This window comes from Sphaerisporangium cinnabarinum, from assembly GCF_055567015.1.
In genome coordinates, this window is sequence record NZ_JBVHRG010000003.1 from 45,278 (window position 1) to 62,875 (window position 17,598).

12 protein-coding genes, 1 other RNA gene and 1 pseudogene are annotated in these 17,598 nt (G+C 74.6%); 6 read left to right on the forward strand and 8 right to left on the reverse strand.

Annotated elements, in window-relative coordinates; genetic code table 11:
* Positions 1–3 precede the first annotated feature (3 nt).
* Positions 4–3,162 (reverse strand): bifunctional [glutamine synthetase] adenylyltransferase/[glutamine synthetase]-adenylyl-L-tyrosine phosphorylase, encoded by a 3,159-nt coding sequence (locus tag ACZ4MO_RS05810; protein WP_175008410.1) that lies wholly within the window; start codon positions 3,160–3,162, stop codon positions 4–6.
* Positions 3,159–4,496 (reverse strand): type I glutamate--ammonia ligase, encoded by a 1,338-nt coding sequence (gene glnA, locus ACZ4MO_RS05815; protein WP_021483141.1) that lies wholly within the window; start codon positions 4,494–4,496, stop codon positions 3,159–3,161. The genes ACZ4MO_RS05810 and glnA overlap by 4 nt, the downstream gene beginning before the upstream one ends.
* Before the next feature lie 116 nt (positions 4,497–4,612).
* Here glnA and ACZ4MO_RS05820 point away from each other — a divergent pair, with 116 nt between their 5' ends.
* Positions 4,613–6,316 (forward strand): NAD+ synthase, encoded by a 1,704-nt coding sequence (locus tag ACZ4MO_RS05820; RefSeq protein WP_175008409.1) that lies wholly within the window; start codon positions 4,613–4,615, stop codon positions 6,314–6,316.
* 55 nt (positions 6,317–6,371) lie between these two features.
* Positions 6,372–7,220, forward strand: a complete 849-nt coding sequence (gene panB, locus ACZ4MO_RS05825) for a 3-methyl-2-oxobutanoate hydroxymethyltransferase (protein WP_108048363.1) — start codon at positions 6,372–6,374, stop codon at positions 7,218–7,220.
* A gap of 21 nt (positions 7,221–7,241) precedes the next feature.
* On the opposite strand, the gene ACZ4MO_RS05830 is transcribed toward panB, so the two are convergent.
* Both ACZ4MO_RS05830 and ACZ4MO_RS05835 read right to left on the reverse strand, forming a co-directional pair.
* A complete protein-coding gene (locus ACZ4MO_RS05830; RefSeq protein WP_186810388.1) occupies positions 7,242–8,159 on the reverse strand; it encodes an N-acetylmuramoyl-L-alanine amidase in 918 nt (305 codons plus the stop codon).
* Positions 8,156–8,377, reverse strand: coding sequence for a hypothetical protein (locus tag ACZ4MO_RS05835; protein WP_108048367.1), 222 nt, complete (start codon positions 8,375–8,377; stop codon positions 8,156–8,158). The genes ACZ4MO_RS05830 and ACZ4MO_RS05835 overlap by 4 nt, the downstream gene beginning before the upstream one ends.
* 69 nt (positions 8,378–8,446) lie before the next feature.
* Between ACZ4MO_RS05835 and map the strand changes: the two genes are divergently transcribed.
* Together map and ppgK are read left to right on the forward strand one after the other, a co-directional pair.
* Positions 8,447–9,340: a type I methionyl aminopeptidase gene (gene map, locus ACZ4MO_RS05840; protein WP_175008407.1), complete on the forward strand. Its 894-nt coding sequence runs from the start codon at positions 8,447–8,449 to the stop codon at positions 9,338–9,340.
* Positions 9,337–10,134 carry a polyphosphate--glucose phosphotransferase gene (gene ppgK, locus ACZ4MO_RS05845; RefSeq protein ID WP_108048370.1) on the forward strand — a complete coding sequence of 266 codons (798 nt, stop codon included), beginning with the start codon at positions 9,337–9,339 and terminating at the stop codon, positions 10,132–10,134. Before map ends, ppgK begins: the two co-directional genes overlap by 4 nt.
* Positions 10,135–10,187: 53 nt before the next feature.
* On the opposite strand, the gene ACZ4MO_RS05850 is transcribed toward ppgK, so the two are convergent.
* The 3 genes from ACZ4MO_RS05850 to thiD all read right to left on the reverse strand — a co-directional run bounded on the left by ACZ4MO_RS05850 (position 10,188) and on the right by thiD (position 14,563).
* Positions 10,188–10,553 carry an STAS domain-containing protein gene (locus ACZ4MO_RS05850; RefSeq protein WP_255437088.1) on the reverse strand — a complete coding sequence of 122 codons (366 nt, stop codon included), beginning with the start codon at positions 10,551–10,553 and terminating at the stop codon, positions 10,188–10,190.
* 321 nt (positions 10,554–10,874) lie between these two features.
* Positions 10,875–13,628 (reverse strand): phosphoenolpyruvate carboxylase, encoded by a 2,754-nt coding sequence (locus tag ACZ4MO_RS05855; RefSeq protein ID WP_499278642.1) that lies wholly within the window; start codon positions 13,626–13,628, stop codon positions 10,875–10,877.
* Between the two features lie 116 nt (positions 13,629–13,744).
* A complete protein-coding gene (thiD, locus tag ACZ4MO_RS05860) occupies positions 13,745–14,563 on the reverse strand; it encodes a bifunctional hydroxymethylpyrimidine kinase/phosphomethylpyrimidine kinase (protein ID WP_021483778.1) in 819 nt (272 codons plus the stop codon).
* A 122-nt stretch (positions 14,564–14,685) separates the two neighbouring features.
* On the opposite strand from thiD, the pseudogene ACZ4MO_RS05865 reads away from it, so the two are divergent.
* Positions 14,686–14,835 (forward strand): annotated as a pseudogene (locus tag ACZ4MO_RS05865) (ribbon-helix-helix domain-containing protein); the annotation flags it as partial.
* Between the two features lie 155 nt (positions 14,836–14,990).
* Here the strand turns inward: ACZ4MO_RS05865 and rnpB are convergent.
* An RNA gene (gene rnpB, locus ACZ4MO_RS05870) (RNase P RNA component class A) lies at positions 14,991–15,388 on the reverse strand.
* Between the two features lie 118 nt (positions 15,389–15,506).
* On the opposite strand from rnpB, the gene ACZ4MO_RS05875 reads away from it, so the two are divergent.
* A complete protein-coding gene (locus tag ACZ4MO_RS05875) occupies positions 15,507–17,585 on the forward strand; it encodes a helicase domain-containing protein (RefSeq protein WP_175008406.1) in 2,079 nt (692 codons plus the stop codon).
* Positions 17,586–17,598: the final 13 nt, after the last annotated feature.

The following is a 17,598-nucleotide window of genomic DNA, read 5'->3' on the forward strand; positions in this document are numbered from 1 at the left end:
CGGTCAGTCCTCGCCGTAGAAGACGCGCTCCATGACGGTGCGGGCCCGGCGGGCCGTGCGGAGGTAGTGCTCCTCCAGCTCGGCGCCCGTGTCGACGCCCGGCAGGTCGAGCACGCGCGCGAGGCCGTTGAGCGCGAAGCGGTCGTGCGGCAGCACGTCCACCGTCGTGCCCGTCGTGCGCCCCGACCACAGCACGAGCGCGCTGCGCAGGCGCGACGCGAGGTGCCACGCCTCGCCGAGGGTCGCGGCGTCGTCGGGGTCGACGAGCCCGACGTCGACCGCGGCGTCGAGCGCGTCCACCGTGGACGTGGTCCGCAGCGCGGGGACCTCGTGGGCGTGCTGGAGCTGGAGGAGCTGGACGGTCCACTCGACGTCGGACACTCCCCCGCGCCCGAGCTTGAGGTGCCGCGACGCCTCCACCCCGCGCGGGAGCCGCTCCGCCTCGACCCGGGCCTTGATGCGCCGCACCTCGCGCACGTGCGTGAGGTCGAGACCTCCGGCCGGGTAGCGCCGCTCGTCCACGACCCGGGTGAACGCCTCGCCGAGCCCGACGACGTCGCCCGCGACGGGCCGCGCGCGCAGGAGCGCCTGCGCCTCCCACACGCTGGACCAGCGCTCGTAGTACTCGGTGTACGACGCGAGCGAGCGCACGAGCGGGCCGTTGCGCCCCTCGGGCCGCAGGTCGGCGTCCACGGGCAGCGCGGGCTCCGGCCCGACGGCGGACAGCAGCTGCCGCAGCCGCGTCGCCGCGGCGAGCGCGTACGCCTGGGCGGCGTCGCCGGCCGCGCCCGGCGCCGGGTCGTGCACGAACATGACGTCGGCGTCCGATCCGTAGCCCATCTCCCGGCCGCCCAGGCGCCCCATCGCGACGACGAGCAGCCGTGACGGAGCGGACGACGGGTCCGGCGCGTCATAGCCGAGCTCGTCGCGCGCGACGAACTCCGCGACCCGGAGCGCGCCCGCGAGCACGACGTCCGCCGCGTCGGAGATGCTGCGCGCGGCGTCGACCGGGTCCACGACGCCGAGCAGCTCGGCGGCGCCCGTGCGCGCGAGCTCGCGTCGGCGCACGGCGCGCAGGCTCACCGTGGCCGGCTCGACCTCGTCGGCGCGCGTGAGGATCGCATCGGTCTCCGCCGCGAGGCGCTCGATGCCGCGCGGGACGAGGTCGGCGTCGCCCGCGAGCCAGCGCACGGACTCGGGCGACCGGCCGAGCGCGTCGGCGATGTAGCGCGAGTTCGACAGCAGGTGCGCGAGCCGCTGCGCCGCCGACCCGGAGTCGCGCAGGAGCTGGAGGTACCAGTGCGTCGTGCCGAGCGTCTCGGAGAGCGTGCGGAACGCGAGCAGCCCGGCGTCCGGGTCCGCACCCTCGGCGAACCAGCCGAGCATCACGGGCAGAAGCTGGCGCTGGATGGCGGCACGGCGGCTCACGCCCTCGATGAGCGCGGTGACGTGCCGCATGGCGCCGGCCGGGTCGCGGTAGCCGATGGCGGCGAAGCGGGCCTTCGCAGCCTCCGGCGCCAGGCTCACCTCGTCCGGTGAGAGCTGCGCGACGACCGGCAGGAGCGGCCGGTAGAAGATCTCCTCGTGCAGGCCGCGCACCTCGCGCCGCGTCGCGCGCCACCGCTCGGTGAGGCCCGCGGCGCCCTCGGCCCGCATGCCGAGGGACCGGGCGAGACGGCGCAGCTCGTCGTCGGCCGTCGGGAGCAGGTGCGTGCGCCGGAGCCGGAAGAGCTGGATGCGGTGCTCGAGCGAGCGCAGGAAGCGGTAGCAGACGCCGAGCCGGGCCGCGTGCTCGCGCCCCACGTACCCGCCGGCCGCGAGCTCGGCGAGCGCGGTGAGGGTGCTGCGGCTGCGGATCGAGTCGTCGGACCGCCCGTGCACGAGCTGGAGCAGCTGCACCGTGAACTCGACGTCGCGCAGGCCGCCCTTGCCGAGCTTGAGCTGGCGGTCCGCCTCCGCGGCGGGCACGTGGGCCTCGACGCGGCGGCGCATCGCCTGCGAGTCCTCGACGAAGTTCTCGCGGCCCGCCGCCGACCACACGAACGGGGCGATCGCGTCCTCGTACGCGCGCCCGAGGTCGCGGTCGCCCGCGACGGTGCGCGCCTTGAGCAGCGCCTGGAACTCCCACGTCTTGGCCCAGCGCTCGTAGTAGGCGACGTGGCTCGCGAGCGTGCGCACGAGCGGGCCCTGCTTGCCCTCGGGTCGCAGCGCGGCGTCGACCTGCCACAGGGCGGGCTCGCCGGACGTGCCCGAGCACACGCGCGCGAGGCTCGTCGCGAGGCGCGCCCCCACGGTCGTGGCGTACGCCTCGTCGAAGCCCTCCGCGGGCTCGACGACGTAGATCACGTCGACGTCGGAGACGTAGTTGAGCTCGCGCGCCCCGCACTTGCCCATGCCGACGACCGCGAGGCGCACCCCGGCGCCGTGGTCGTCGAGCTCCGCGCGCGCGACGGCGAGCGCGCCCTCGAGCGCGGCAGCCGCGAGGTCCGCCAGCGCGGCGCCGACCGCGGGCATGCGCGTCAGCGGGTCGGTCACGGTGAGGTCCGTCGCCGCGATGCGCAGGATCCGCTCGCGGTAGGCGCGACGCAGCGCGTCGACCCGCTCGGGCCCCGGCTCGGCCGCGACCGGGACGGCGGCGTCCGGGTCGGCGCCCACGGCGCGCAGGAGCTCGGCCCGCACGTCGCCCGCGGCCACCCCGGTGCCCGGCGCCGGGTCCGCGACGACCTCGAGCAGCGCGGGGCGCCGCACGACGTCGTCGCCGAGCGCGACCGACGCTCCGAGCACCGCGAGCAGACGGTCGCGCGCCGGGCCGGGCCGCAGGGTGCCGCGCGCGAGGTCCGCGAGCGCACCACGCGCCTCGACGTCGGGGCGCAGCGCGCCCGCGAGCCGCACGACCTGCAGGAGCGCGAGGTCCGGGTCGGCGGCCTGGCCGAACGCGGCGAGCAGCTCGTCGTCGACGACGCCCGCCGGGTCGGCCGCACCGGCCTCCGGACCGTCGTCGTCGGGCGGGGCGCCGGGGTCGAGCAGCAGCGCCAGGTCCGGGTCCGCGAGCAGGCCGGCCGAGCGCGTGATGTCGGCGAAGCCGAACCGCGCGAGCCGACCCGTGAGCGTGGGCCGGCGGGAACCGCCGGACCGACCGGACGTCGTCGTGGACCCGCTCACAGGACCTGGAGGAACCGCTTCAGCTCGAACGGGGTGACCTGCGCGCGGTACGCGTCCCACTCCTGGCGCTTGTTGCGCAGCACGAAGTCGAACACGTGCTCGCCCAGCGTCTCGGCGACGAGCTCGGAGCCCTCCATGATGCGGATCGCCTCGTCGAGCGACTGCGGGAGCGGCTTGATGCCGAGCGCACGACGCTCCGCGTCGGTGAGCTCCCAGACGTCGTCCTCGGTCTCCTCGGGGAGCTCGTAGCCCTCCTCGATGCCCTTGAGCCCGGCGGCCAGCATGACGGCGAACGCCAGGTACGGGTTGGTCGCCGAGTCGAGCGCGCGGTACTCCACGCGGCTCGAGTTGCCCTTGCCCGGCTTGTACATGGGCACGCGCACGAGCGCGGAGCGGTTGTTGTGGCCCCAGCAGACGTAGCTCGGGGCCTCGGCGCCGCCCCAGAGGCGCTTGTACGAGTTCACGTACTGGTTCGTGATCGCGGTGATCTCCGCGGCGTGGACGAGCAGGCCCGCGATGAACTGGCGCGCCGTCTTGGACAGCTCGAACTGCGCGCCGGGCTCGTGGAACGCGTTGCGGTCGCCCTCGAAGAGCGACAGGTGCGTGTGCATGCCCGAGCCGGGGTGGTCGGCCATCGGCTTGGGCATGAACGACGCGAACACGCCCTGCTCGAGCGCGACCTCCTTGACGACCGTGCGGAACGTCATGAGATTGTCGGCCGTGGTCAGCGCGTCGGCGTAGCGCAGGTCGATCTCGTTCTGCCCCGGCCCCGCCTCGTGGTGGGAGAACTCGACCGAGATGCCCATGGACTCGAGCATCGTGATCGCGGCGCGCCGGAAGTCGTGCGTGCTCCCGCGCGCGAGGTGGTCGAAGTACCCGCCCTGGTCGACCGGGACGAGCGGCGACCCGGCGTCTGCCGGCTGGTTGAACAGGTAGAACTCGACCTCGGGGTGCGTGTAGAACGTGAACCCCTTGTCGCTCGCCCGGGCGAGCGCACGCTTGAGGACGTTGCGGCTGTCCGCGAGGGACGGCTCGCCGTCGGGCGTGAGGATGTCGCAGAACATGCGCGCGGTGCCGTGCCGCTCGCCGCGCCACGGGAGCACCTGGAACGTCGTCGGGTCCGGCTTGGCGATCATGTCGGCCTCGTACACGCGCGTGAGGCCCTCGATCGAGCTGCCGTCGAACCCGATCCCCTCGGCGAACGCCGACTCGAGCTCCGCCGGCGCGATCGCCACCGACTTGAGCATGCCGAGCACGTCGGTGAACCAGAGCCGGATGAAGCGGATGTCGCGCTCCTCGACCGTGCGGAGCACGAACTCCTGCTGCCTGTCCATGCGGTACATCCTGCCTGATCCGTGTGACGAACGGGTGACACGGTCGTGTCCTGGACGTCGTGCCGCGAGGCGGCCCCCCGGACGAGCCGTCCCCCCTGCTCGTCTAGGGTGGACGCATGGCTGATCTGCGCGTCGCGCTGGCACAGGTCGACACGTGCGTGGGGGACCTCGACGGCAACGCCGCCCTGGTCCTCGAGCGCACCCGGGAGGCCGCGGCCGCGGGCGCGCAGCTCGTCGCCTTCCCGGAGATGACCCTCACCGGCTACCCCATCGAGGACCTCGCGCTGCGGGCGTCGTTCCGGCGCGCGGCGTGGGACGCCGCAGCGGACATCGCGGCCCGGCTCGACGCCGAGGGGCTGGGCTCCGTCACCGTCGTGCTCGGCACCGTGGGCACCTCGGGCGCGCCGCGCGGTGCGGGCGCCGCGGAGCGCGAGGCCTCCGGGTCCCCCGCCGACCTCCCGACCAACCGCGCCGTCGTGCTGCGCGACGGCGTCGTGCAGGCCGCGTACGACAAGCACCACCTGCCCAACTACGGCGTGTTCGACGAGTTCCGCATCTTCGCGCCCGGCGAGACGACGACGGTCGTCGAGGTCGAGGGGCGCCGCGTCGGCATCGCGATCTGCGAGGACATCTGGCAGGACGGCGGCCCCGTCGCGGAGATGGCGACGCTCGACGAGGCGGGGAACGGGCTCGACCTGCTGCTCGTGCTCAACGGCTCCCCGTACGAGGAGGGCAAGGGGCACGTCCGCACGGACCTCGCCGCGCGCCGCGCGCACGAGGTGAGCGCCCCGGTCGCGTACGTGAACCTCGTGGGCGGCCAGGACGACCTCGTGTTCGACGGCGGCTCGTTCGTCACCGACGCCGCGGGCACGGTGGTGGCCTCGTCGCCGCAGTTCGTGGAGGACCTGCTCGTCTGGGAGCTCCCCGCCGACGGCGCCCCGCGCGGGCCGCGCGCCCCCGAGCTGCACCCGGACGAGGAGGTGTACCGGGCCTGCGTCACGGGCCTCGCGGGCTACGTGCGCAAGAACGGCTTCCGCTCGGTCGTGCTCGGCGTCTCGGGCGGCATCGACTCGGCGCTCACCGCCGCCGTCGCCGCGGACGCGATCGGGGGCGAGAACGTCGTCGGCGTCTCGATGCCGTCGCGGTACTCGTCGGACCACAGCAAGGACGACGCGGCCGACCTCGCGAAGCGGCTCGGCGCGGACTACCGCGTCCAGCCCATCGCACCCATGGTCGAGGCGTTCCAGGGCGAGCTCGCACTGGAAGGCGTCGCGGAGGAGAACCTCCAGGCGCGCGTGCGCGGCGTGATCCTCATGGCGATCTCCAACCGCGAGGGCCACCTCGTCATCGCGCCCGGCAACAAGTCCGAGCTCGCGACCGGGTACGCCACGATCTACGACGCCGGCAGCATCGGCGGGTTCGCGCCGCTCAAGGACGTCGACAAGTCGCGCGTGTGGCAGCTCGCGCGCTGGCGCAACAACGCCGCGCTCGACCGCGGCGAGATCCCGCCCATCCCGGAGTCGTCGATCACCAAGCCGCCGTCGGCGGAGCTGCGCCCCGGCCAGACCGACCAGGACTCGCTGCCGCCCTACGACCTGCTCGACGAGGTCCTCGACGCCTACATCGAGCACGCCGAGGGACGCGCCGAGCTCCTCGCCCGCGGGTTCGACCCCGAGGTCGTCGACAAGGTCGTGACGCTCGTCGACCGCGCCGAGTGGAAGCGCCGCCAGTACCCCCCGGGCCCCAAGGTCACGGCGCTCGCGTTCGGCCGCGACCGCCGTCTGCCGATCACGAACCGCTGGCGCGAGCCGCTCGCCTGACGACGGCGGCACCCCGCGCGTCGTCCGCCCCCTCCCGCACCCAGGAAAGGCCGTCATGTCTGCTCACACCGCCCCCGAGCCCGCCGCGACCGGCGGCACGGGACCGCGCCGCGTCCGCGTGCACCACCTCGCCGAGGCCAAGGAGCGTGGCGAGAAGATCACCATGCTCACCGCCTACGACGCGGTGACCGCGCGCATCTTCGACGACGCGGGGATCGACATGCTGCTCGTCGGCGACTCGATCGGCAACACGATGCACGGGCACGCGTCGACCCTGCCCGTCACGGTCGACGACCTCGTCCCGCCGGCCCGGGCCGTCGCCCGCGCCGCGCGCCGCGCCTTCACCGTCGTGGACCTGCCGTTCGGGTCGTACGAGGCGGGCCCGGAGCAGGCGCTCGCGACCGGCGTCCGGTTCCTCAAGGAGACGGGCGTGAGCGCGGTCAAGCTCGAGGGCGGCCGACGCGTCGCGGCGCAGATCCGTGCGCTCACGGACGCGGGCATCCCCGTCGTCGGGCACCTCGGCTTCACGCCGCAGTCCGAGAACCTGCTCGGCGGCCCGCGCGTCCAGGGGCGGGGCGACGACGCCGCGGAGCGTCTCAGCGAGGACGCGCTCGCCGTGGCCGAGGCGGGCGCCGTCGCGGTCGTGCTCGAGATGGTGCCGGTCGAGGTCGCCGCGCGCGTCACCGAGATCCTGCGCATCCCCACCATCGGCATCGGCGCGGGCGCGGCGTGCGACGGCCAGGTGCTCGTGTGGACCGACATGGCCGGGATGACGGACTGGTCGCCCCGGTTCGCCAAGCGCTACGCCGAGATCGGCGCCGCGCTCGGCCAGGCGGCGGCCGACTACGCCGCCGACGTGCGCGGCGGGACCTTCCCCGACGACGCGCACAGCTTCGCCCGCTGACCTCTCGGTGCGGGCGCTGGGTCACCCCGCGCCCGCACCACCGTCGGTGACCCACGCGGCGAGGCCGCTCGCGACGGCGTCCGCGTAGCGCTGGCGCCCCTCCTCCGACTCCATGACCGCGGCCTCGTCCGGGTTGCGCATCTCCCCCAGCTCGAGCATCACCGCCGGACGCTCGGCGTGGTTGAGCGTCGCCAGGTCGGCGCGCCGCTGGACGGGACCGTCGTCGGCCGCGACCGACGACGACGGCGCGAACCCGGCCGCCGTCAGCGCGGCCACGAGCTCGTGCGCGAGCGCGACGCTCGGCTCGCCCTGCGCCTCGTCCACGGGCGGGTCGGACACGATCGCGAAGAACCCGTGCGCGCGGCGGTCCTCCGTGCCGTTGGCGTGGAGCGAGACGAGCACGTCCGCGCCGTTCTCCTGCGGGAACCGGCCGCGCGCGTCGACGCACGGGCCCACGCCCGCGTCGTCGGGACGCGTGAGCACGACGACGGCGCCCAGCTCGGTCAGGCGTGCCGCGAGCCGCCCGGCCACGTCCCACGTGAACGCGTGCTCCGGGTAGCCGGAGTCCGTGGACGTCCCCACGGTGTTGCAGGCCTTGGTGTCGCCCCGACCGTCCGGCACGGGCGCGTTGACGACGAGCGGGTTCGCCCCGTTGCCGCCGTTGTGCCCCGGGTCGACGGCGACCGTCACGCCCGCGAGCGGGGGCGAGGGTGCCGCCTCCGTGACGGTCGGCCCGGGTGACGCCGTCGACGGCGCAGGCTCGGGCGCGGCCGGCAGGGCCCCGCCCGAGGGGGTGACCGTCGTCGGTCCGGCGCCCGACACCGCGCGCACCTGCAGCGCGACGAGGAACGTCAGCGCGCCCACCGCCAGCCCCGCGAGGAGGAGGCCGAGACGACCCGACCACACCCGACGCGGGCCGGGCGGCGGGGCGTGGGTCACTCCTCGCGCTCGCGGCGGTCTTCCTCGTCCCAGGCGTCGGTGCGCTCGCGCGCCGTCTCCAGGGCCTTCTCGGCGGCCTCGCGCGTCGGGTACGGACCCATGCGGTGCGACCACGACGCGCTCGGGCCGCGGTGCACCTCGCCGGTGCGCGTGTCGAAGTAGTACCCGTCCGCGGCCGCGGGCTCGCCGTCGTCGCTGAAGCGTGATCCGGTGCTCATGGTCCGATCCTCCCCCATACGGCCCCACCCGGCCGCCCACGGCGCCCGCGCGTTCGTAGACTGGCGGCCATGAGCACCGCCCTCGTCCCCGCTCCCCCACCCCCCGGGCGCCGAGGCCCCCTCGTGCCGGGCGTCGTGGGGCCGCAGCGGCAGGTCCCCCCGACGATCGAGCGGCCCGAGTACGTGGGCCGACCGGGGCCGCGGCCCTTCGACGGGAGCGAGGTCAACGACCCCGCGACCGTCGACCGCATCCGGGTCGCGTCCCGCGTCGCGGCGCAGGCGCTCGCCGAGGTCGGGCGCCACGTCGTCCCCGGCGTCACGACGGACGACCTCGACCGCGTGGGGCACGAGTTCCTCCTCGACCACGGCGCCTACCCGTCCACGCTCGGCTACCGCGGGTTCCCCAAGTCGCTGTGCACCTCGCTCAACGAGGTCGTGTGCCACGGCATCCCGGACTCCACGGAGCTCGTCGAGGGCGACATCGTCAACGTCGACATCACCGCCTACGTGGGCGGCGTGCACGGCGACACGAACGCCACCTTCACCGTCGGCGAGGTGGACCCGGAGTCGGCGCTGCTCGTCGAGCGCACGCACGAGGCGCTCGCCCGCGGCATCAAGGCCGTGGCGCCCGGCCGCCAGATCAACGTCGTCGGTCGCGTCATCGAGCGCTACGCCGCCCGCTTCGGGTACGGGGTCGTGCGCGAGTACACGGGCCACGGCGTCGGGCGCGCGTTCCACTCCGGGCTCGTCGTGCCGCACTACGACGCGGCCCCGGACCACGCGACGGTGATCGAGCCCGGGATGGTCTTCACCATCGAGCCCATGCTCACCCTCGGCACGTCCGAGTGGCGGATGTGGGACGACGGGTGGACGGTAGTCACCGCGGACGCCTCGCGGACCGCACAGTTCGAGCACACGCTGCTGGTGACCGACGACGGAGCGGAGATCCTCACACTGCCATGAACGCCCACCAGGACTCGCACGCCGCACCCCCTGCGGACCGCGCACGCCCCCGTACCGCCTTCGGCATCGACGTCGGCGGCAGCGGTATCAAGGGCGCTCCCGTCGACCTCGCCACCGGCGAGTTCGCGCAGGACCGGCACCGCATCCCCACCCCTCAGCCGTCGACGCCCCAGGCCGTCGCGGAGGTGATCGCCGAGCTCGTGGGCGCCTACGACCTCCCGCAGGACGTCCCGATCGGCGTCGCGTTCCCCGCCCCGCTCCAGCACGGCGTGGTCCGCTTCATCGCGAACCTCGACAAGTCGTGGACGGGCGTCGACCTCCCGGCCCTCGTCGCGCGGGAGACCGGGCGACACGTCGTCGCCGTCAACGACGCCGACGCCGCGGGCGTGGGCGAGGTGCGCTACGGCGCCGCGCGCGACGCGGACGGCGTCGTGCTCGTCGCGACGCTCGGCACCGGCATCGGCAGCGCGCTCCTCGTCGAGGGCCACCTGCTCCCCAACACCGAGCTGGGGCACCTCGAGATCGACGGGTACGACGCCGAGACGCGGGCCTCCGACGCCGCGCGCGACCGGGAGGACCTCGACTGGGCGCAGTGGGCCGAGCGGCTGCAGCGCTACTTCGGCGTCGTCGAGGACCTGTTCTCGCCCGACCTCATCGTCGTGGGCGGCGGCGTGAGCAAGAAGCACGAGCACTTCCTGCCGCTGCTGCACCTGCGGGCGCCGATCGTGCCCGCCCAGCTGCGCAACGCGGCCGGGATCGTCGGCGCCGCGTCGCTCGCTGCCGACGCCGTCTGACGGTCGTGCGCGCGGCGCGCCCCGGTCCCCCGGGGCCGGGCGCGCCGGTGCCGTCAGGCCGGGCTGGCCTCGTGGTGCTCGGTGCCGAAGATCTCGATGACACCGAGCATCTCGAGGACGTCGGTGACGACCGTCGGCGGGTTGCGCAGCGTCACGGACAGCCCCTCCTCGGAGCCGATCGTGTAGAACTGCACGAGGAACGCGATGCCCGTCGAGTCCATGAACGTCACCTTGGACGTGTCGATGACCACGGGCACGTCGCGTTCGAGCGCGTTGGCGAGCGCAGCGCTCGCCTCGCTGCGCAGGGCGACGTCGATCTCACCCCACATGTCCACGACGCTCGCGTCGCGCTCCTCGAGCAGCCGGATGCCGCCCGTCCCTGCTCCGGTGTCGCTGCGTTCGAGCTCTTGTACCAACACTGCCCCGCCCTTCGTCCTGCCTCGCCCACCCCGACGAGTGCCGCGCCTCCTGCCCGACGCCCCGACCTGTCGGGCCCCTGCTCTCGTACGTCGTCGGGCGACAGCAGGACTCCGGCGTGGTCGGTCGTCGCCAGAGTACCCCACGGATAGCGGCGGCTGGTAGGCCTCTGGCGAAGACTTTACCCAGACCCCCGTGAGCGGCCATTCCCCCGGGCGATGGTTGAGGATTCATTCAACAACTGGACGGCTGTCCAGACGACGACGGCCGCCACGGACCCGGTCTCGGGTCGACGTGACGGCCGTCGTGGCGGGTGCCGGACGTCAGCCGGTGTTCTGCAGACCGGCCGCGACCCCGTTGACGGTGAGCAGCAGCAGGTGCTGGAGCTCGTCCTTCACGGGGCCCTCCGCGCCGGAGCGCAGGCCGCGCAGCGCACGGACCTGGAGCAGCGAGAGCGCGTCGACGTACGGGCTGCGGAGCTGGACCGCGCGGCCCAGCACGCGCCTACCGGCGAGCGGCCACGCGTTCTCCGTCACCGCGAGGACCTGCTCGCGCGTGAGCCGCAGCTCGTCGAGGATCGCCTGCGCGAGGTCGTCGCGGTCCCCGAGCGCGAGGTAGCGCTCCGCGATGCGCTCGTCCGTCTTGGCGAGCGACATCTCGACGTTGTCCAGCAGCGTCGCGAAGAGCGGCCACTCGCGGTGCGCCTCGCGCAGCAGCTCGAGGTCGCCGAACTCGCGCAGCGCCGTGCCGAGCCCGTACCAGCCCGCGAGGTTGATGCGCGCCTGCGACCAGGAGAAGACCCACGGGATCGCGCGCAGGTCGTCGAGCGACGAGACCGACAGCCCGCGACGAGCCGGACGGGAGCCGATCGGCAGGAGGCCGACCTCCTCCAGCGGGGTCACCTGCGAGAACCACTGCGGGAACCCGTCCGCGCGCACCAGCTCGTGGAACCGGCGGCGCGACGACTCGTCGAGCGCGGCCGCGAGGTCACGGTAGCGCTCGGTCGCCTCGGCGTTGCGCTTCTCGGTCGACGGCGCCGACGCGAGCAGCGTCGCCGCGGCGACCTGCTCGATGTGGCGCGACGCGATCGTCGGGTCGCCGTAGCGCGCGAGGATGACCTCGCCCTGCTCGGTGAGCTTGAACCGGCCGTCGACCGAGCCCGGGGGCTGGGCGAGCACGGCACGGTTCGCCGGGCCGCCGCCGCGGCCGAGGGCCCCGCCACGGCCGTGGAACAGCGTGAGCGTGATGTCGTGGCGCTCGGCCCACTGCGCGATGCGGCTCTGCGCGTCGTGCAGGGCGAGCGTCGCGGAGACCGGGCCGACGTCCTTCGACGAGTCCGAGTAGCCGAGCATGACCTCGACGCGACGCCCGTTCTCCGCGAGCCGACGCTGCACCTGCGGCAGCGTGAGCATGGACTCGAGGATGTCGACGCTCGCCCGCAGGTCGGCGAAGGTCTCGAACAGCGGGATCGCGTCGACCACGGGCGCCTCGTCGGAGCCCTCGAACGCGAGCTCCGCGAGCTCGTACACCGCCGCCAGGTGCTCCGGCTTCTGCGTGAACGACACGATGTAGCGACGGGCGGCACGGATGCCGTAGCGCTGCTGGACCGCGCCGAGCGCGCGGAACGTGTCGAGCACCTCGCGCGTGCGGTCGGAGAGGTCGCCGTGCAGGCCCTTCTCCGCGATCTCGGCGAGCGCCCCCTCGTGGACCTGGGAGTGCTGGCGCACCTCGAGCTCCGCGAGGTGGAAGCCGAACGTCTCGACCTGCCACACGAGCTGCTGCAGGTCCCCGTACGCCGCGCGGGGCGCGCCCGCTGCGACGAGGGACTCCTGGACGACGCGCAGGTCGGACTCGAGCTGCTCAGCGTTCGGGTAGGCGAGGTCGGCGTTGCGCGCCCGCGTCGCGGCGATGCGGTCCGCGACGACGAGCAGCACCGCGCGGTGCGGCTCGCGCGGCGACGCCTCCGACGCGGCGACGGTGACCGCCTCCGAGAGCCGGCGCTGGCGCTCCCACAGGGCGCGCAGGCCGTCCGACGGCGGCGTGCCGTCCTGGTCGAGCGTGAGCTTGCGCCCGACGGCGCGCGCCTGCTGCTCGAGCGCGGCGAGCGCGTGGTCGGCCGCGATCGCCGCGGCCTGGCGCGTCACGTCGGCGGTGACGTTCGGGTTGCCGTCGCGGTCGCCGCCGATCCACGTGCCCAGGCTGACGAACGGCCGCACGAGCGGCTCCTCGCGCCCCGCCTCGTCACCCAGCAGCCAGTCGTCCAGGCGGCGGTAGACGGTGGGGAACGTGTCGAACATCGTCGCGTCGAACACGCCGAGCGCCGTCTTCACCTCGTCGAGGACCGACGGCTTGTGCTCGCGGATGGGGGCGGTGCGCCACATCGTGTCGATCTCGGCGAGGAGACGACGCTCGTTCTCCGCGAGCGACGTGCCGCCGAGGCGCTGCGCGTCCCGCTCGTCGAGGAGCGTCGCGATGCGCCGCACCGCGCCGGAGACCGCACGACGGCGCGCCTCCGTGGGGTGCGCGGTGAGCACGGGGCGGAACTCGAGGCGACGCAGACGTCGCAGCGCCTCCTCGCGCCCGACCTCGCCGACGAGCTGCTCGAACGCCTCGGGCAGCGAGTCGTCGGGCGTCGTCGCGCGCGTCGCGAACTCCGCCTCGCGCTCCCGCAGGACGCGCACGCGGTGGTACTCCTCGGCGAGGTTCGCGAGGTGGAAGTAGCACGTGAAGGCCCGCGCGACCTGCTCGGCGCGCGCCATGGACAGGCCCTCGACGAGCGCCTCGGCCTCGGCGAGTACCGCGCCCGACCGGTCGTCGTACGCACGGATCGAGAGCTCGCGGAGGCGCTCGACGTCGTCGAGCAGGTCCTGGCCGCCCGTCTCGCGCAGCACGGTGCCGAGGAGGCCGCCGAGCAGGCGGACGTCGTCGCGCAGCGGGCCCGGGACGTCGTGGCGCGCGAGGCCGCGCCCGGCGTGCCCGGTGTCGTCGGGGAGGCCGGAGACGTCGGCGGAGACCCGGTCGGGGCCGTCGGCAGCACCCGGGGACGGGGACAGTTCCGAAGGGGAGAGGTCGTTCACGGTGACGAGAGTATTCCTTGACCGTCAGGGGACGTCGAGACGTCCGAGGGGTGATCGCTGGTCGAGCACGGGTCGGCCCGGGGTCGCGAGGCGCGGCCCGGGCGCACCGCAGGAGGTCAGCGGCGCGCGCCGACCCGTACCGCGTCGAACGGCGCGTTCGACGCCACGCGGTCCTCGATGGAGGCGGTGACGACGTCCTTGGCGACGCGCGCGGCGTCGAGCACCGAGGCGCCCTTGGCGAGCTCCGCGGTGATCGCGGCGGCGAACGTGCAGCCGGCCCCGCTCACGCGCTCCTCGCCGATCTTCGGGGTGCGCAGCACGTGCACCTCATCACCGTCGACCAGGACGTCGACCGCGTCGGGGCCGGGCAGCTCGACGCCGCCCTTCGCGACGACGGCGCGCGGGCCGAGCGCCTGGACCTTGCGCGCCGCCTCGACGAGCTCCTCGACCGTCTCGATCGACTCGACGCCCGCGAGCGTGCGCGTCTCGAAGAGGTTGGGCGTGACGACCGTCGCGAGCGGGAGGACCTGCGCGCGCAGCGCCGTGTCGGTGTCGAGGGCGGCGCCGGGCTCCTGGCCCTTGCAGATGAGCACCGGGTCGAGCACGACGTGCTCCCACGTGCGCGAGCGCAGCGACTCGGCGACGACGTCGATCGTCGCGGGCGTCCCGAGCATGCCGATCTTCACGACCGACGGCTCGTGCGTGACCGTCGCCGCCTCGAACTGGTCGGCGATCACCTGCGGGTCCACGGGGACGAAGCGGTGACCCCAGTCGTTCTTCGGGTCGAACGAGACGATGCACGTGAGCGTCCCGACGCCGTAGGCGCCGAGCTCCTGGAACGTCTTGAGGTCGGCCTGGATACCGGCACCGCCGGTGGCCTCGGAGCCGGCGATGACGTAGGCGAGCGGAGGCGTGTGCGAGTCGTGGTGCGACATGGTGCTCCTCGGCACGAGTAGGACGGGGTCCGTCCTCCCGGTGGTGCCGGGAGAGGCGGACGGACGAGCCGGCGGACCGGCGTCTCCGCGGCGGGCGCGGCACGACAGCCTAACGCCGCACCGTGGCTCGCACGCCGTCCCGCCGTCCCGCGGCCGGCGACGGCCGAGGCAAGCCCGTCACGGTCCGCCTCGACGAGCAGACCCTGACCGCGGCCCGGGAGCGCGCCGAGCAAGAAGGTCTGGCGAACGAGTCGGAGGCGATCCGCGCCGCCGTCCGCGCCTGGGCCCACGTCGCGTGGGCTCCACGAGTCCGCACGGAAGCACGACACGCGGGACCGACCCGCTGGAGAAGACCCCCAGCCGTCTCGTGGCCCTCGTGCGACCGAGGGCAACCCTCCTGCGACGCCGCAGGTCGGGCGGTGGGATGCGGACGAGCCGGTCTGTACGCCGGGTTCTGTTCCCGCGCGAGGTCACCCTCGCGCGGGCGACGGTCATCCATCTAGGCCCTGCGTTACCGCAGGGCTCGAGCGGTCTACCCAGGAGCTCAGGCGGGCAGCCCTCTGACGCTCCCTGTCTGACCTTGCTCCAGGTGGGGTTTACCGAGCCGGACCGGTCACCCGGTCCGCTGGTGGTCTCTTACACCACCGTTTCACCCTTACCGCACCGGTCGGGGCCGGAGCCCTTCCCGACGCGGCGGTCTGTTCTCTGTGGCACTGTCCCGCGGGTCACCCCGGGTGGGCGTTACCCACCACCTTGCCCTTCGGAGCCCGGACGTTCCTCGGCGGGAGGCACGAGGCCTCCCGACGCGACCGTCCGACCGACTCGTCCGCGCCAGCAAGGCTACCGCTCCCGGGCGGCTCGGCGGACCAGCGACCGGCCCGCCGGCGGGTGATGGCCCGTAGGATGTCCCGCCCCCCTCGAAGACTGCTCCCGGAGGTCTGTCGTGCCCGCCACCGCCGTACCGTCCGCCCCCGACGCACCGAGCGCCGCACCCGCCGACGACACGTCGGGCGAGCTCGCCCGGGAGCAGGAGTTCCTGGCCGACGCCCGCACGCAGCTCGCCCGCATGCGCGAGCTGGCCGGGTCGCTCGACGCCCTCGCCGGGGACCGGGTCAGCGCTGAGCATCTCGAGGCCGCGCTCGCCCGTCGGCTCGCCCAGCTCGCCGACGACCCCGAGGTCCCGCTCTTCTTCGGCCGCATCGACCTCGACGGGACCGACCACGAGCCCGCCGAGGTCTTCCACATCGGGCGCCGCCACGTCTCCGACCCCGAGGGCGACCCGCTCGTCGTCGACTGGCGCGCCCCGGTGAGCACGCCCTTCTACCGCGCCACCCGCACCGAGCCGATGGGGGTCGCCGTCCGCCGCCGCTACGGCTTCCAGCGGGGCGCTCTCACCGGCTTCGAGGACGAGACGCTCACCGCCCCGGGTCCCGGTGCCGAGCCCTCCGCGATCCTCGAGGCCGAGATCGAGCGTCCCCGTACCGGGCCGATGCGCGACATCGTCGCCACCATCCAGCCCGAGCAGGACGTCATCGTGCGCAGCGGTCTCGACCGGACCGTCGTCGTGCAGGGCGCGCCCGGCACCGGCAAGACCGCCGTCGGGCTGCACCGCGCCGCATACCTGCTGTACTCCCACCGGGAGCGGGTGAGCCGCGCCGGGATGATCGTCGTCGGGCCCAACGCGAGCTTCCTGCGGTACATCCGCGACGTGCTGCCCGCGCTCGGCGAGGTCGACGCGACCCAGACCACCGTCGAGGAGATCGTCACGGCGCACGGCCGCCTGCGCGGCACGGAGTCCGCAGAGGTCGCGCGGCTCAAGGGCGACGGGCGCCTGGCCGAGGTGCTCCGACGCGCCGTGTGGTCGCACCTCGTCGAGCCGTCCGAGGCGCTCGTGCTGCCGCGCGGCGCGCGCCGCTGGCGCGTCGCCGCGCACGAGGCACGCGAGTGCGTGGCGCAGGTGGTCGGCCGGGAGCCGCGCTTCGACGCCGGTCGCGACCACCTGCGGCACGCGCTCGCGCACCGGATCCTCGTGCAGATCGAGGAGTCCGGGGAGGCCCTCGACGAGCGAGCCTGGGACGCGCTCGCGCGCACGCGCCCGGTCCGGGACTACACCGCCGCGGTGTGGCCGAAGGTCACGCCGACGGCGCTGCTGCACCGGCTCCTCGTCGACCCCGCGTTCCTCGCCGCGAGCGCCGACGGCGTCCTCACCGCCGCCGAGCAGGAGCTGCTGCGCCCGGCCCGACCTTCCCGGACGCCGGGCACGGCCCGCTGGACGCTGGCCGACCTCGTCCTGCTCGACGAGGTCGCGGACCTGCTGGCCCGCGGCGCGTCGGTGGCGCACGTCGTGGTGGACGAGGCGCAGGACCTGTCGCCGATGATGCTGCGCGCTCTCGGGCGCCGGGCGCGCACCGGCTCGCTGACGGTGCTGGGCGACCTGGCCCAGGCGACGACGCCGTGGGGCGTCTCCTCGTGGACCGACGCGCTGACGCACCTCGGCAAGCCCGACGGCCATGTGGAGCAGCTCACCGCGGGCTTCCGCGTCCCCGGCGACGTCATCGAGTACGCGGCCCGACTGCTCCCCTCGATCGCGCCGGACCTCGACCCGCCGGTCGCCGTCCGCCGGGCGCGGGGCGAGCTCGTCCTCACCACGGGGCCGCTCGTGGAGCTGGTCCGCGCGGCGCTCGACCGGGAGGGGTCGGTCGGGCTCATCGTGCCCGACGCCGGCACGGACGTCGCACGCACGGCGCTCACCGCGGCGGGCCTCGCCTTCGCGGTCGTCGGCGAGGCGACGGACGACGCGGGCACGGTCGAGTTCGACGCGCGCCTCGACCTCGTGCCCGCGTCGCTCGCGAAGGGGCTGGAGTTCGACCACGTCGTGCTGGACGACCCGGAGGGCGTGGTCCGGGGCGAGCCCGACCGGGTCACGGGCCTGCGGCGGCTGTACGTCTGCCTGACCCGCGCGGTGACGTCCCTCGCCGTCCGCCACCGGGACGACCTGCCCGCCGAGCTCCGCCGTCCGTGACGGGCGCCCCGGC

What these genes read in the sequence shown, in the direction of transcription:
- glnA (WP_021483141.1), bottom strand. Translation starts at nt 4,496, where the DNA reads ATGGACAGGCAGCAGGAGTTCGTGCTCCGCACGGTCGAGGAGCGCGAC.
- ACZ4MO_RS05820 (WP_175008409.1), top strand. Translation starts at nt 4,613, where the DNA reads ATGGCTGATCTGCGCGTCGCGCTGGCACAGGTCGACACGTGCGTGGGG.
- panB (WP_108048363.1), top strand. Translation starts at nt 6,372, where the DNA reads ATGTCTGCTCACACCGCCCCCGAGCCCGCCGCGACCGGCGGCACGGGA.
- ACZ4MO_RS05835 (WP_108048367.1), bottom strand. Translation starts at nt 8,377, where the DNA reads ATGAGCACCGGATCACGCTTCAGCGACGACGGCGAGCCCGCGGCCGCG.
- map (WP_175008407.1), top strand. Translation starts at nt 8,447, where the DNA reads ATGAGCACCGCCCTCGTCCCCGCTCCCCCACCCCCCGGGCGCCGAGGC.
- ppgK (WP_108048370.1), top strand. Translation starts at nt 9,337, where the DNA reads ATGAACGCCCACCAGGACTCGCACGCCGCACCCCCTGCGGACCGCGCA.
- thiD (WP_021483778.1), bottom strand. Translation starts at nt 14,563, where the DNA reads ATGTCGCACCACGACTCGCACACGCCTCCGCTCGCCTACGTCATCGCC.